Source organism: Endozoicomonas acroporae (assembly GCF_002864045.1).
In the GTDB taxonomy this organism is placed as follows: Bacteria; Pseudomonadota; Gammaproteobacteria; order Pseudomonadales; family Endozoicomonadaceae; genus Endozoicomonas; species Endozoicomonas acroporae.
In genome coordinates this window covers 1-14,309 of the sequence record NZ_PJPV01000049.1, presented here as the reverse complement: position 1 = coordinate 14,309, position 14,309 = coordinate 1, and the positions used below count along the sequence as shown (strand labels likewise).

Annotated in this window: 9 protein-coding genes; 5 read left to right on the top strand and 4 right to left on the bottom strand. The window is 49.4% G+C overall.

What is annotated here, in order from left to right; all coding sequences use genetic code 11:
- Position 1 precedes the first annotated feature (1 nt).
- Together CX664_RS08350 and CX664_RS08345 are read right to left on the bottom strand one after the other, a co-directional pair.
- On the bottom strand, positions 2-1,171 hold the full coding sequence (locus CX664_RS08350) for an acyl-CoA dehydrogenase family protein (protein WP_101746332.1): 1,170 nt from the start codon (positions 1,169-1,171) through the stop codon (positions 2-4).
- A gap of 119 nt (positions 1,172-1,290) precedes the next feature.
- Positions 1,291-2,502: a thiolase family protein gene (locus CX664_RS08345; protein ID WP_241693327.1), complete on the bottom strand. Its 1,212-nt coding sequence runs from the start codon at positions 2,500-2,502 to the stop codon at positions 1,291-1,293.
- A gap of 327 nt (positions 2,503-2,829) precedes the next feature.
- Here CX664_RS08345 and speG point away from each other — a divergent pair, with 327 nt between their 5' ends.
- Positions 2,830-3,378, top strand: coding sequence for a spermidine N1-acetyltransferase (gene speG / locus CX664_RS08340; RefSeq protein WP_101746294.1), 549 nt, complete (start codon positions 2,830-2,832; stop codon positions 3,376-3,378).
- 143 nt (positions 3,379-3,521) lie between these two features.
- Here speG and fabV read toward each other — a convergent pair whose 3' ends face one another.
- On the bottom strand, positions 3,522-4,724 hold the full coding sequence (fabV, locus tag CX664_RS08335; RefSeq protein ID WP_101746293.1) for an enoyl-ACP reductase FabV: 1,203 nt from the start codon (positions 4,722-4,724) through the stop codon (positions 3,522-3,524).
- A gap of 506 nt (positions 4,725-5,230) precedes the next feature.
- Here fabV and CX664_RS08330 point away from each other — a divergent pair.
- The 4 genes from CX664_RS08330 to CX664_RS08315 all read left to right on the top strand — a co-directional run bounded on the left by CX664_RS08330 (position 5,231) and on the right by CX664_RS08315 (position 10,989).
- Positions 5,231-7,846 (top strand): protein kinase family protein, encoded by a 2,616-nt coding sequence (locus CX664_RS08330; RefSeq protein WP_145999893.1) that lies wholly within the window; start codon positions 5,231-5,233, stop codon positions 7,844-7,846.
- A gap of 30 nt (positions 7,847-7,876) precedes the next feature.
- Positions 7,877-8,410, top strand: a complete 534-nt coding sequence (locus CX664_RS08325) for a hypothetical protein (RefSeq protein ID WP_101746291.1) — start codon at positions 7,877-7,879, stop codon at positions 8,408-8,410.
- 137 nt (positions 8,411-8,547) lie between these two features.
- The gene (yjeH, locus tag CX664_RS08320) at positions 8,548-9,834 is read left to right on the top strand and encodes an L-methionine/branched-chain amino acid transporter (RefSeq protein WP_101746290.1); all 1,287 of its coding nucleotides are present in this window, start codon (positions 8,548-8,550) and stop codon (positions 9,832-9,834) included.
- Between the two features lie 57 nt (positions 9,835-9,891).
- The gene (locus tag CX664_RS08315) at positions 9,892-10,989 is read left to right on the top strand and encodes a serpin family protein (protein WP_101746289.1); all 1,098 of its coding nucleotides are present in this window, start codon (positions 9,892-9,894) and stop codon (positions 10,987-10,989) included.
- A gap of 214 nt (positions 10,990-11,203) precedes the next feature.
- On the opposite strand, the gene CX664_RS08310 is transcribed toward CX664_RS08315, so the two are convergent.
- A complete protein-coding gene (locus CX664_RS08310) occupies positions 11,204-14,053 on the bottom strand; it encodes an FAD-dependent monooxygenase family protein (protein WP_101746288.1) in 2,850 nt (949 codons plus the stop codon).
- Between the last annotated feature and the right edge of the window lie 256 nt (positions 14,054-14,309).

The window sequence follows — 14,309 nt, the reverse complement described above, 5'->3', positions numbered from 1 at the left end:
ATCACTGTAACTCCATACCGGTATGAGAAATGCGCTCGGAAAGTAAACGACGGGCGACAATCAAACGCATAATTTCATTGGTTCCCTCCAGAATCTGGTGGACCCGGGTATCCCGCACATGTCGCTCCAGGGGGTACTCCCTGATATAACCATAACCGCCATGAATCTGCAGGGCTTCGTTACAGACCCGAAACCCGATATCCGTAGCAAAACGTTTAGCCATGGCACAGTATGCCGTTGCTTCCGGATCCTGATGGTCCAGCTTGAAGGCCGCCAGTCGAACCATCTGCCGGGCAGCCACCAGCTCGGTATTCATATCCGCCAGTTTGAACTGCAAGGCCTGGAAACCGGCCAGTTCGCGACCAAACTGCTTACGCTCTTTCATATAGGCTCGTGCCGTGTTCAGTGCCTGCTGCGCTGTACCTACGGAACAAGTGGCGATATTGATCCGACCACCATCCAGGCCCTTCATCGCAAAAGAGAAACCCTGGCCTTCCGCTCCCAGCAGGTGGTCTGCGGGTATACGAACATTGTCAAATGAAATCAGTCGGGTTGGCTGGGCATTCCAGCCCATCTTTTCCTCCTTCTTGCCGTACTGGATACCTGCCAGATTGGCGGGAACGGCAAAGGCCGAAATGCCTTTCGGACCATCTTCGCCGGTTCTTGCCATCACCAGCAGCAGATCGGTACTGCCAGCCCCGGAAATAAACATTTTCGAGCCATTGAGCACATACTCATCGCCATCCCGCCCGGCGCTGGTTATCAACGATGCGGCATCACTGCCCGCTCCGGGCTCGGTAAGGCAATAGGACGACAACTTGCTGCCACTGACCAGCCCTTCCCCCCAATCTGACTTTACCCGATCCGTAGCAAACTCACTGATCATCCAGGTAACCATATTATGAATGGTGATATAGGCGGTGGTAGCCGTACATCCCATGGCCAGCTGTTCAAAAACAAGATGGGAATCCAGCCTGGACAGGCCCAGCCCTCCCATGGACTCATGGGTATACAGGGCACAGAACCCGAGATCTCCCGCTGCCCTGATCACATCAACCGGGAAATGACAATCAAGATCCCACTGCGCTGCATGGGGGGCCAATTCGGCATCGGCAAATTGTCGGGCCAGATCACGAAAAGCGACCTGCTGTTCAGAAAGGTGATAATCCATATAAAAATGCCGCCTCTTGTTTTTTGTTATTTGTGAGGCCTGGGGCATGCGGCATTTTTATTAGTGGTTAGTGCATGCTCGCCAGGTTGGTGCACACGAAAAGTATCGGTAAGTTTTTTTTATAACATCTCAACCGCGATGGCGGTAGCTTCTCCTCCACCAATGCAGAGTGAAGCAATACCTTTGGTGCCGCCGGTCTTTTTCAGGGCATGCAACAGCGTTACCAGAATGCGGGCACCGCTGGCACCCAGGGGATGACCAAGTGCACAGGCACCACCATGAATATTGACCTTATCATGATCCAGGCGCAGTTCACGGATGGCCATCATGGCCACTACGGCAAACGCCTCATTCACTTCAAACAGGTCTACCTCGCTGGCCTGCCAGTTAATTTTTTCCAGTAGCTTACGGATGCAGTCTACCGGAGCAATGGTAAATTCTTCAGGCTTCTGAGCATGGCTTTGGTAGCCAGTAATTCTTGCCAGAGGTTGTAAGCCCTGTGCTGTTGCATCACTTTCACGCATTAACACGAGCGCCGCTGCACCATCGGAAATAGAGCTGGAGTTTGCCGCTGTCACCGTGCCGTCTTTGCTAAAGGCCGGACGTAACTGACGGATTTTCTCCGGCCTGGCTTTGCCCGGCTGCTCATCAATATCAACCAGCCCTTTACGGGTTTCAACCGGCACAATTTCTTCAGCAAACGCTCCAGAACTGATCGCCTTGCTGGCCCGCTCCAGAGATGCAAGGGCATAGTCGTCCATAGCCTCGCGGCCCAGGCCAAAGCGATCAGCGGTTGCCTGGGCAAAGACCCCCATGGCCACGCCCTGGTAAGCATCCTCCAGACCATCGGTGAACATATGATCCTTGACCTGGCCGTGACCCAGTCGCATCCCTCCCCTGGCTTTATCCAGCAGGTAAGGGGCATTGGTCATACTTTCCATACCACCGGCCACCAGCAGATCGGCTTCACCGGTTTTCAGCTGGGTTGCTCCCAGCATCACCGTTTTCATACCGGAACCGCAGATTTTGTTCACTGTCGTGGCTGGGACATGGTCGGGAATACCGGCATGCAGCGCCGACTGACGGGCAGGCCCCTGGCCGGTACCCGCTGGCAATACACAGCCCATCAGTACTTCTGATACATCCTCTGGAGCGACACCTGCCCGCTCCAGTGCTGACTGGATCGCAATAGTACCCAGGTCAACCGCTGTCATAGACGACAGGTTACCCTGAAATCCACCCATTGGGGTACGGGCAGCGGAAACAATAACAATGTTTTCCTGTAACGGGTTAGGTGCAGAAGACATAGTGAAACTCGCTTTTTCTGTCATTTATTCTTTCTGATTTGCAGGACAGTAGTCACTGTTTTTACTGTCTCTTTGCATCATAGCTTTATTGATAGCAGAAAACGACATCAGGGCAAAACTGAAACAGGCAATCCTTTACCCGCTATTGATAGTCAGAGACGATGATGACTCCAGCCAGCAAACAGATGGCATGAAATAACTGCTCAAACGCACAACTCATTAAAAAAATAAGATAGTCATTTACCCCTACTCTCACGTAGAATATCGAAACTTCTGCACTCTAATACAGGGGGCAGACTGTAGAAGTCTTATTGATATACAGAGTCGATCTCTGACTGACGGAATCACCGGATGAAAAGCAGTATCCGACTGAGAGCACTGGAAAAGAAAGACCTGCGGTTTGTGCACTCTCTTAATAATAACCGCAGCATTATGTCCTACTGGTTTGAAGAGCCCTATGAGTCTTTCGATGAACTGGAAGACCTTTATGGCAAGCATATCCATGACAATACCGAACGCCGTTTTGTTGCTGAGCTTACGGCCACTGAAAATAACGAAGCAGAATCCATCGGCCTGGTAGAGCTGATCGAAATGGACTATGTGCATCGCAAGGCAGAATTCCAGATCATTATTGCGCCAGGGCATCAGGGGAAAGGTCATGCCCGTGTCTTGATCAAATCGGCCCTGGACTACGCCTTTACCATACTCAACCTGAACAAAGTGTATCTGGTAGTGGCCGTTGACAATGAGAAAGCCATTCACCTTTATCAACAAACCGGCTTTATTGAAGAAGGTCGAATGATTCAGGAATATTTCACCAATGGCCAATACTGTGACGTATTAAGAATGTACATTCTGCAGAGGGACTATCTGGACAAAACACGACCCCTGACCCTTTGATAGATGCGGCTGGTTTTTAACAACGCACACGCCGGAGCTTTCCGGCGTAGTCTGAAGCAGTGGCCCCCTTGACGGACATCCCCATATAACTTTGATATCCCGTATTCTCAAGCAGCGGCATCCCTGCCTTTCTGATCGACCTGTCAGATATCAATTACCTCAAAAGGCACCTGGGGATTCACATCAGCATCATAATCCACACCCTCAACACCGAAACCAAACAACTTCAGAAACTCCTCTTTATAGAGGGTGTAATCGGTCAGCTCAGCCAGATTGTCATTGGTAAGCTGAGGCCAGATCTCCTGGCAATGCTTCTGAATATCTTCCCTGAGCTCCAGGTCATCAAGGCGAAGACGGTTGCTGTCATCCACTGCCGGAGCCGCACCATCACCACGGTAAAGACGCTCACGGAACATACGGTTGATTTGTTCGATACACCCTTCGTGTACGCCCTCTTCCCGCATTTTCTTGAAAACCATGGAGATATAAAGAGGCATAACAGGAATCGCCGAACTGGCCTGAGTAACCACACTCTTCAGTACCGCGATATTGGCTGAACCATGGATTGATTTCATCGAATCATCGATGGCATGGGCTGTACGGTCCAGGTCTTTCTTGGCTTCACCCAGGGCTCCATCCCAATAGATCGGCCAGGTCAGTTCCGTACCAATATAGCTGTAGGCCACTGTCTTGCAGCCTTCTGCCAGAACGCCCGCGGCAGACAGCGCGTTCATCCACAGTGCCCAGTCCTGCCCTCCCATGACCGTGACCGTTGCTGCCACCTCCGCGTCAGTGGCCGGTTCCACCGTCGCTTCAAACAGTGCATCTTTGTTGGTATCCACTGCGGTAGCGCGATATGGCTCACCCATCGGCTTCAGTACCGAGCGAATCACCTCGCCAGTATCCGGCAGTTTTCGCACGGGTGATGCCAGCGAATAAACAACCATATCCACCTGGCCAAGATCCTGCCTGATCAACTCAATGGTCTTTTCTTTTGCTGCGTGGCTGAAGGCATCGCCATTCAGGCTTTTAGCATAGAGGCCAGCTTCGTGGGCCAGCTGATCGAAGGCCGCAGAATTGTGCCAGCCCGCTGTTCCAGGCTTGCTTTCAGTGGCCGGCTTTTCAAAGAACACACCAATGGTGGCCGCACCGGAACCAAAAGCTGCGGTGATCCGGGAAGCCAGTCCATAACCACTGGAAGCACCGATCACCAGCACTTTTTTGGGGCCATTGGCTACGGGACCCAGTGACCGGGTGTAAGCAATCTGCTCCTTCACATTGGCTTCACAACCTACCGGGTGAGTGGTTGTGCAGATAAATCCACGAATCCTTGGTTTAATGATCATCGTTGTCCCCAACAAGTGAAATCCGCTTCGAAAACCAGGGGCTTAGTACTAGGAGGCTGTCCGAGAATAGACTACCCTACTGCGGTGACAGCAAATTGGTCTAAAAATTCCGTATTGTTCGGCAAATAGCCCCGCTATTCACCTCACAAAACGGAATTTTTATCCTCAATTTTCTGCCATCCTCGCTACGGGCGCTATTCTCGGACAGCCTCCTAGTCATGACCCCGTCTGTATGAATAACCCGGTAGCTTATCCAAAAGCCACAGCCCGGGAAAGAGATGGCGCGTATAAGTCGGTAGAGTTATGGATCGGTTTGTTAGGATTTGTAAAGAGCAGGCGAGGTGAGCGGTTATTGATAACGCCGATACAACAGGACTTTTAGTAAAAAGGAATAACGTCCTGTGTGGCGTCTGGAAATAATACTAAAGTACCTTTTACTGCCTTTATGAACTTCTCTTCTTAACAGCCGATAGGTGGATTGTCAGTCATAGGTCATGGAGACTCCTGTGATACCTCCAGGTTACCCTTCAGAGAATCAGCCCCCGGTCGAGGTTAAAAAAGACTTTGCCAAGGCACCTCCGGTTGCGCCGCAAACACTCAGCTCTATGGTCTCTGAACCTGTTGCCCGCTTTACCAGCCTTGAACAACGCACTATCGGTCAAGTGGTCACTGATAACTGTCTGACCAAACCAGCGACAAGGCCGGAACAGTTAACCTCTGCAGGTTTCTCTGACCCACCCGATACAGCAGTAAGCAAGCACATAGATCAAACCGTTGTCACATTAATACTCAGTAATGCCTTTAAGGGTGCCTGCCTCAAGCCCCTGCCACCATGGATAGAGGTCGATCCCGATACATTGCATGATACTGCCTGGCTCGATCAATTCCTGAGCAAAGAGGATCAACAATGGGTTGATGTCGTATTAATTCAAAAAGGTAAGGCTTGTCCCCGGGTTAAGGGGCAAACGCCCGGGCTTGATCCCCTGCTGCCAATCGTAGCGGTGGTGAAACCCAGTCGGGCTTATAAAACAATCATTGCCGAGCAGACAAGACACCCGGTTTCGAAACACTGCCATTACCAATGGCTTGATCGGTCCGAACTACAATCCCCAGAGCAGCAGGTGCTCAGTGTCTATCAGGGAAAAAGACCTGCTGCAGTTCTTGAATATCCATCGACCCTGGACCCCGGGATTGGTTCGGCAGAGTTATTTCCCGGTCTGGATACCAGAGTATTGGCCAACCCATTTGGTCAGGGTGTAACCATTATTGTGGAACGCAGAGACGAACCACAGAGCAAGTATTATGCGAACCGCCTGGAGGCCCTGGTAAAAAAAGAGTGGCACCAGGCGGAGGCTGATATAGCCAGAGGGGTTCCCAAAGATCTTGCCCTGCTTCATAGCCACATCAGGAACCTGCACAAGCGTGGCGAACTGGAACTGGTAAAACCTGATTGCCTCAGGCGGGAGATCATCCACGCCCGTGAGCAACTGTCAGCCTATAACCAGTCAGTCAACCCCGGTCAGTTAACACCAAAGCAGCTGGCCTTGAGGAAACAGGCTATTCAAGAACGGGTCACGGAACGCTTCAATCAACCCGCTGCTACCCTGCAACAACTGCGCTGTTTGTCTGACCATAAGCAAGTATCCAGACCATTATCTGAAAAGATGAATACAGGTGCCGGAGAGCTTCCAGCTCACCACATGATCAGTCGCTATGAGCAGCAGTTAACCCGGGAAATACCCACTGGACAGACAGCGGCAGAACAGCAAGCGAAGCAGATTCTAACCCGTAATAAAGCAATCCAGAATGAAATAAGCAAAATAATCGTTCAGCGCCATCATCGTCTGGACAAGTTAAACCTCATTATTTTAAGGCATAAAATCACCGATCTCAGAAATGATCAACTACTGCTGTTTCAGGTATTAGACTCACCGGCATTATCATCTATTGCCGGGAAAATCAGCTGGCAGGCGGCAATGGAGTTCAAGCGGGTTGGCTATGATCTGAACGATGAACTCACCCTTCCCGGCCGATGGACTGACCGACTTCTGGATCCTGACAATCCTCCCCGGGAGCTGGGTAGTGGGAAGGAGAATACGGTGTACCTGTTATCCTATAAAACCGGAAATGACACAGTAAAGCGGGTGTTCAAACCTGAACTGGCCGTTGACATCTCAGGCTGGAGAAAAATCATCTCTCCACAGTTGTACCACGATAGGTATCATCCAAATCTTACGGCCAGAAATCTGGCCACCGGCGAGATTGCCCGCCTGCTGGGCATGAACGTAATGCCCGATATGTCATTTTGCGAACATAACCACCAGATTGGACTGGAGATGGAACTGGCTTCAGGAACATCAGCCAAGACCAGCGTAAGTGTCAGTGCTGTTCCCGGACAAGAGAAAAAGCTGGGCCATCAGGAACTGCTGGATAAGGAAGGCAACTGGGAAATCAGGAGCAAAATATTCAGTGGCCTGGCTGACCTTGAGCTGTTGGATGCCATTTGTGCCCAACCAGACCGACATGATGGAAATTACTTCATAGACTACGAAACTGGCCGGGTCATCGGCATTGATAACGATACCTGTCTTTACCCGTTCAGAGACATCATTGCGCCATCCGCTGACAGTATAAACCCTGAATACCGTAAAGGATGCCGCGTCGGTTATCCCCGGCTGATGACCCGCAAGTCTTATGATCGTTTACAGAAGCTTGATGTAGAATTGTTGTGTGAATCACTGCCAGCCTGCTTCGATCTGAATGTTAAAAACGCTCTGAGGCAGCGAATATTCCTGATTCAGGAACACAGTCAGGCATTATTCTGTGCAGGGCGGATAGTCGATGATTGGGAATCGTGGCGTGACCCTACGACAAACGAATCCGCTATCGGGTTTCTTACCCTGCCAATGCATGACATTGTCAACAAAGAGCGGAAGGCCCTTAAGGAAGAAGAGAGTCGTATCCAGCCTCTTCTCAGTAAACATCAGTCAAATGAACCACTGTCTGATCGGGAAAACAATATTGTCAGCAGCTATTTATGGAGAAATAAACTGCTGAGTAATGATGAAGTGAATCAAAGGTATGCCACCAGCCGAAGCTATTTTTACACGACCATATATTAAGGTAGCCGCCATGAACGACGGGGATCATCTATGAATGCACAAAACCCAATGGTTACCTTCTCACTTGCTGATATTGCCGTGAATTTGGCAGCACTTGGTGTTCCTTTCCCTCCGGTGCCCAAAGCACTCTCTGAGCACTTAATGCCACTCTCAGACTACGCCTTTGGTTCCTGTCTGACGGAAATCCCCCTGTATTACCTTGAAGCCCATCTTGAGCCGTTGCTGAACCAATGGCCGTCTGATTATGTTATGTATGGTTTAAGTGGCCATGGATTTAACTCCAGGGCTGTGCATTACTACCTGGTAACAGACCGGTGCGCCCTGTTTATACAACGTTCTCTGCCTGTACTGTCATCATCTGCATTTCAACCAGGACAGTTCACGCACTTAATGCAGCGGACCACAGAACTCAGCTGCCATCCAGCCCTGGATTCATGCGAGGATCAACTGGTGGTTGTTGACTCCGATATTCTCTATGGCCGAATAGGCAGATACCAGAATGGACAGTTAAACTGGCAGCATGATGTGGACAGCGCTATTGAACATGCCCTGGCCATTCTATAGTTGAAAACCAACTGTATTATTTCCCCCGGGTATCCGATAATTCGACGGAATCCCAAGTCAATCTGGCCTATAGTAAATGCCTTAATCCGTTGCCATAGAAACAAATAACAAGTGATATCCCAGAGGTAGTCATCACAGTGCAGTTACCAACTTCCGGAATTGGCTGCTGGCAGGGAGCAGGGCTGCTCACCACTACCCTGCTGGGCACCAGCGTATTTATTCTTCCCCAGTTAACCATTGAACTGGCAGGCTACGGAGCCCTGTGGGCCTGGGCCCTGCTTACCCTGACCATTATTCCAGTGGCATTGGTGTTTGCCAGTCTGGCCAGCCGGTTCCCCCATGCAGCCGGACCGGCCTATTTTGTGGAAAAGGCCTTTGGCTCTGTCGCCGGAAGAACCATCGGTATCATTTTTCTTTGCGCTGTCCCCCTGGGCGCACCCGCAGCCATCATTATGACCTACCAGTTTATTGATGCTCTGTTTATGGTGCCGGGCTCAATAACCATTGCTGTTCAATTAGCGTGCCTGGTCTTGCTTTATGGTCTGAATTTTCGCGGCATACATATTTCTGCCACCCTTCAGCTGATACTGACTTTTTCTATCATGGTGGTACTGATTCTGATGATGGTGGCCCGGGGTTTAGTTGATGTACCAGCCTCCCCGGAGAAAACTGTCGTTAGCAGCAGCATGATTCTTAAAGCCGCCGGGCTTGCTTTCTGGAGTTTTCTGGGCATGGAAGCCATGTCCCATCTGGCAGGTGACTTTCGAAACCCCGAAAAAGACCTGAAACCGGCCATCATGATCGGCATTACCATCGTTGGCTGTATTTATCTGGCCTGCACATGGTTGATTCTGTCCATACCGGTGACGGCTCCCCTGGCCATGGCGGGTGTTTTTGATCAGCTGTTGGGCGGGCTGGGTTCACCAATCATCGGGACTCTCGGGTTGGCAGGTGGTATTGCCACCGTCAATGTTTACATCGCCAGTCTGATTCGTCTGACACTGAGTTTCAGCCAGGAAGGAGTATTGCCCGCCTGGTTCAGTAAACAGAATCGTTACGGTGTTTCCGAACGCGCCCTGGCAACCGTACTACTCATCATTGCGGCGATTCTGATCTTTACTCACTGTACCGATCAGGATCTGGAAGATCTGGTTTCCTGGGTCAATGGGGTTTTCGTTATTATTTACCTGGCCTCCATGCTGGCAGCTTTCCGGCTGCTGCCTGCTAAATACCACTGGATGAACCTGCTTGGCTGCCTGTTCTGCTTTATGCTTGCCTGGGGCCTCGGGTGGAAAATGGCGTATGCCGCTGGCATGCTGGCGATTGCCTCACCATTGCTATGGTGGCAAAGGCAAAAGCAAAAGTCGGCTTGTATGGATACTGGTATTATCGATCATCACTACAGTGTGGATAAATGCAAATAAGCAGCTAGGCTCTGAGGACGATAATGAGAACTTATTTTTGGCTCAGGAGTCCATGAAATGAATTTTCCTCCTGCTTTTTCACCCTCAGCACAATACTCACCCACCGCTGCATCCGCAAGCGCACAATCATTAACGGACTCGTCGTACTCCAGGGTTTTTCACTCTCTTGAAGAGATGAGCGATCTGGGGTCGGATGTTAAACGTTTTATGGAGATAGCGAAAAAAAATATTCGTGATCGAAATATTGCGGCTTCACCGTTTCTGGTTTCTGAAACAGAAAAGGTAGCCAACGAGTTACTGCGACAACTACAACCCGATGACATAAGTGATAAACCTGACAACCCGGCAGATCACAGTTCACCGGAGAAAATCCATTTGTTCTCTAAAACCACAACCATTGACAGGACGCTGAAGCAGTTGGGCGTCCCCTGTACCAGCAGTCTTGAACTGAGACAACAAGGGTACGATAACGCCACTCAAAGGCTCAATGAACAGATTGCCAGAGATACTAACGGAGTGATTACCAACCTGCTCAACCCTGGCACGCTGAAAGACCCAAAAACAGCTTTCTTGTTAGTAAGCTGGTTATTTCAAAATGTATCGTGGAAACAACCTTTCATGGCAATACCCCAGAGATATCAAACAGACATGACCTGGAACGGTCAGAAGCAGCCGGAGATCGTCTGGATGACAAGCGGCAGGGGGACAACCTTAGTTACTTATAAAAATATTTCAGACTTTGAGTTTACTGCCTTGCCCGTTAAGGAATCCGGGTTGAAAGCTGTTTTTATAATGCCTCCCAAAGCGGCGCAACAAGAACACAGTGACGAAGTCAGCCATATCCTGACAGAAGGCTTGAACTCATTATTTGACGATGAAATTGATCAAGGGAACGTCTCACTGTATTTACCCAAATATCAATTCGATTATGTCTATGAGACAGATTACCCTGAGTTGCTCGGTTCAGGAAAACACAGGACAAACCTTAGCATCAATGAGGCAGGTGCCCATGTTGCGGCTTCATTCCAAATTCTTGGCGGTGGAATACCTAATCTGCTGTACATCAATCGCCCCTTTTATTTTGCCATGATTAAGGATCAGGGGGATCAACGAAGGTTATTGGGTGCCGCCTATATTAAAGAACCATGGGGATAGTGAGTGATCTTAGGGTGGACATTAAGCTTACCCCTCCATTTTCAATGGCTTTTGAATGGAACCACGAAGGACACAAAGAGCACGAAGGAAAAGAAAATCTCTTCTTTGTGCTCTTCGTGTTCTTCGTGGTTCCATCTTTAACTTTCCGAAGAGGGGAGTAGACGCTTAATGTCTACCCTAAGAGTGAGATGGTCAGCCTCCGAGTTAATCCCGATTAAATCAGGAAATTCAGTCCTTGCTGGATCACAAAGTCCGCCGTATCCAGTTGTGCATGCTCAAGCCTGTCCTGCCTTTGTTCCAGCCCATATTCCTGATATATTCTTGGTCCGTTCCACACATCCCTTGTGTAGTTTTGCAGATGCAGCACATTCTCCCTGGCTCCAGTCAGGCCGCTCGCGGTCATAAAGTGGGGAGTGGCAGCAGCATCACCAGCAGCAGTGATCATCACTTGACGGGAGCCTGATTTTTTCTTTATCACATTTCGCCAAACCCGACGTTGCTGTAAATAGAATACCGCCACCGATGAGTCATCAATCATTTCCTGAGTAACACCCAGCGACTGGTCAATACCATAGCTGTGTGCCACTGTTTGAAACCAAGCCTTGGAAAGCGCTTTCTGTACCCTGGCTACGCGCTGATTACGCCAAGCTTTCTGGTCGGCTGCTGATCGTTTATTACCATTTTGATCCAGATCTGGCACCGGTAATGCCGCTAACTTTTTCTTAACCTTCTGGCAGAATTGAGTAAATGCTTCAGGCAGCTCCATCCCGATATAGACCAGGTTTTTATTGTCAAAACACCGGGTCTGCATCACTCTTCCATGGATGGATGACTGCAAGCTGCGAACACCGCTGGACTGCTCATGGGTTTGCTGGCCAAGCAATCTTCGCTCATCTGAACTCAGCCCCTCAATCCTTTCCACCTGAGATATCATCTGCTCCTGGAAAAACTGCTGAAACTGTTGATCAAGTACCACCATCCCGCGAAAATCCGGAAAGGTATCCAGCCGATCATTTTGCAGGGACTGGTCCTTTGGCCCTTCCCAGGAACAGACACCATAGCTTCGGGCAGACGTTACAGCCCTGTCCCGCATATATTTATTACGCAGCTGACTATGTTTACCCCCGGCGCAAATCACTAAATCCACAGGACGGGTTAACGTTGCTTCAGGTTTCTGATAACCGGCAGGCGGCTTTTTCTTGCCGTTGGCAAAGGGAGAGGGATCATTCCCGGGGTGATATTTAGCCTGTACTGTATAGCCTTGTTCACCGGCCTCTACCCTGGTCATTTCATAGGCAGCTAACCGCTCCAATCGGTTTTTCTGCGGGTTATCACGCTGGGAAGTATGATCGTAATTGCGTGCCATCAGGTCAGCCAGTCTATGATTCAGAGCCTCTTCCAACCGGTGAGTGACAATTTCACCTGCCTTTTCTCCCAAACCATCCGCACGAACCATACCCTTTCCAGCCTGCCCATTCTCACCGAACAGGTCGTAGTAATGTTCTCCAAGATAAAACTTCAGCATATCCATCCATTTAGGGTCCAGTCGAACCACTTGCAACCGGTTATATGCAGTGCTCCGTTTCTCAAACACTGAGACATTGGCCCCCTCCTGAAACTGGGTGAAAGCCAACATCAGTCCTGTTGGCCCAGCGCCTTCAATGGCAACATTCGGATGTCTGTTTGCTTTCTTGTTCTGCGCTATGATCCAGTCCAGCTGGGCTAAATCCACTTGTGGTCCTCTTAACTGAGCCAAATCCAGCAGCTTTTTGAACATCTGCTGATTGTGTTCAGAATCAGTACCATAGATATTGGCCTTTCCTATACCTTCTAATAACAGATTTAACTCCCAGCGCCGCCCTTGATTCAGCTGAACATGCAACAATGCCGCCCGACCTTCTGCTATCAGGGCCCGATGTGTTTTGCAACGGGCTTCGAGTTCTTTAAATTCCTGGTCTTGATCCTGATTTTCTGCGGACAAAGTGCGCCTTAAGGACTCATACTGCTGAAAGTCTTGTGTAACCCGGTCCAGATCAAGCGTTCTCAATTCACTGGGTAATCGACTTATTCTGGCCGCTACAGCACAGCCGTCGGCCAACAGATTTTCCTCTAGCCGGTGTATTCGCGAGTAACGAAAAAATAGCCCCTGATAGCTATCTTTAAGCAAGGCCAGATCCTTGGCAGAAACCAACTCCCGGGGATGGCCCTGCACAGATGAACTGCCCAGGCCATTATTAAAAATCAGGTTGAGTGCATCCCGCAAAGGCCGCTGACGCGGGGAGTATGGATAGGTAAATACATTACCGATTCGTTTCGTTAATTGTTGATACTCTTCAAGCGACAGCTTCTCTCGAATGTCATGTAAAACGGACAGGGCGATGGTATCTTTCAGGTCAGTAAAACCAACCGATTGCCGGGTATTACGAAAATGCTTTCCCAGCTTGCTGATAGCTTCGTGAGCTTTATGCTCATCCGGTAACAATTCCGGTGACAGAATAATGAGTTGATAATAGGCTTTCAGCACTTCTCTGCTATCTTCCAAAGTCACCCGGGGTAGGCGAGACAGCAATCCGGAAAGTTCTTTTTTCAGAAATCCAGCGGCTTCACGGATAATTTTACGTTCTTTCGGGTTAATTAGAATTGTATCCTTACTACTGATGATCGTTTTACACTCTGATTCTTTAAGAAAAGGCAGAACGCCATTTTCCACGGCCTGTATGACCTGTTTTTTTAGACTGTCAGGCGCTTTTTCAGTTTGGAGTAACTCCCATAACTGACCACGGAATAAAGCAGCCGCTTCATGATGTTGTCTTCGCTGCTTACGACCCTCTGTCGTGAAAAGTCTTAAAAAACGTTGAAGCAAAGAGGTATTGGATTGAACCACCTTAACTTTTCGATGCCATACTGCACCCTGATGAGCATCGCCAGCGTGTTTCAATTCAAGGGAAATGTTCAGTTCTGCCAGTTGATGATTCTGATGAATTGCTTCAAGCTCTGCCAGCGTGTTTTTGATATAAGCATAGGGTTCATTATTTAGTAACCCTGAGGGGCTGCCGGTATCCATTCCATTTCTCCTTGTAGGTTAAAGACTGTCGGACAGGTCCTGTTTGAATCCTTGGCAGTTAACAATTTACTTTGGTATAAATCACTAACCGATTAGTCAGTTACGGTAACGCCTTGTTCCTGACAAAAGATGGGAGCATTTAAAAGGTGATAAAAAAAAAGAGACCTGATAAGTCGTTAACCAACTACTTATCATCATTTTAATCTCGATTTACCCAAGGAGCCTGTCGGACTTAAGACTGTCCTACTGCGGTTGC

What these genes read in the sequence shown, in the direction of transcription:
- fabV (WP_101746293.1), bottom strand. Translation starts at nt 4,724, where the DNA reads ATGATCATTAAACCAAGGATTCGTGGATTTATCTGCACAACCACTCAC.
- CX664_RS08315 (WP_101746289.1), top strand. Translation starts at nt 9,892, where the DNA reads ATGAATTTTCCTCCTGCTTTTTCACCCTCAGCACAATACTCACCCACC.
- speG (WP_101746294.1), top strand. Translation starts at nt 2,830, where the DNA reads ATGAAAAGCAGTATCCGACTGAGAGCACTGGAAAAGAAAGACCTGCGG.
- CX664_RS08325 (WP_101746291.1), top strand. Translation starts at nt 7,877, where the DNA reads ATGAATGCACAAAACCCAATGGTTACCTTCTCACTTGCTGATATTGCC.
- CX664_RS08345 (WP_241693327.1), bottom strand. Translation starts at nt 2,502, where the DNA reads ATGACAGAAAAAGCGAGTTTCACTATGTCTTCTGCACCTAACCCGTTA.
- CX664_RS08350 (WP_101746332.1), bottom strand. Translation starts at nt 1,171, where the DNA reads ATGGATTATCACCTTTCTGAACAGCAGGTCGCTTTTCGTGATCTGGCC.
- CX664_RS08310 (WP_101746288.1), bottom strand. Translation starts at nt 14,053, where the DNA reads ATGGATACCGGCAGCCCCTCAGGGTTACTAAATAATGAACCCTATGCT.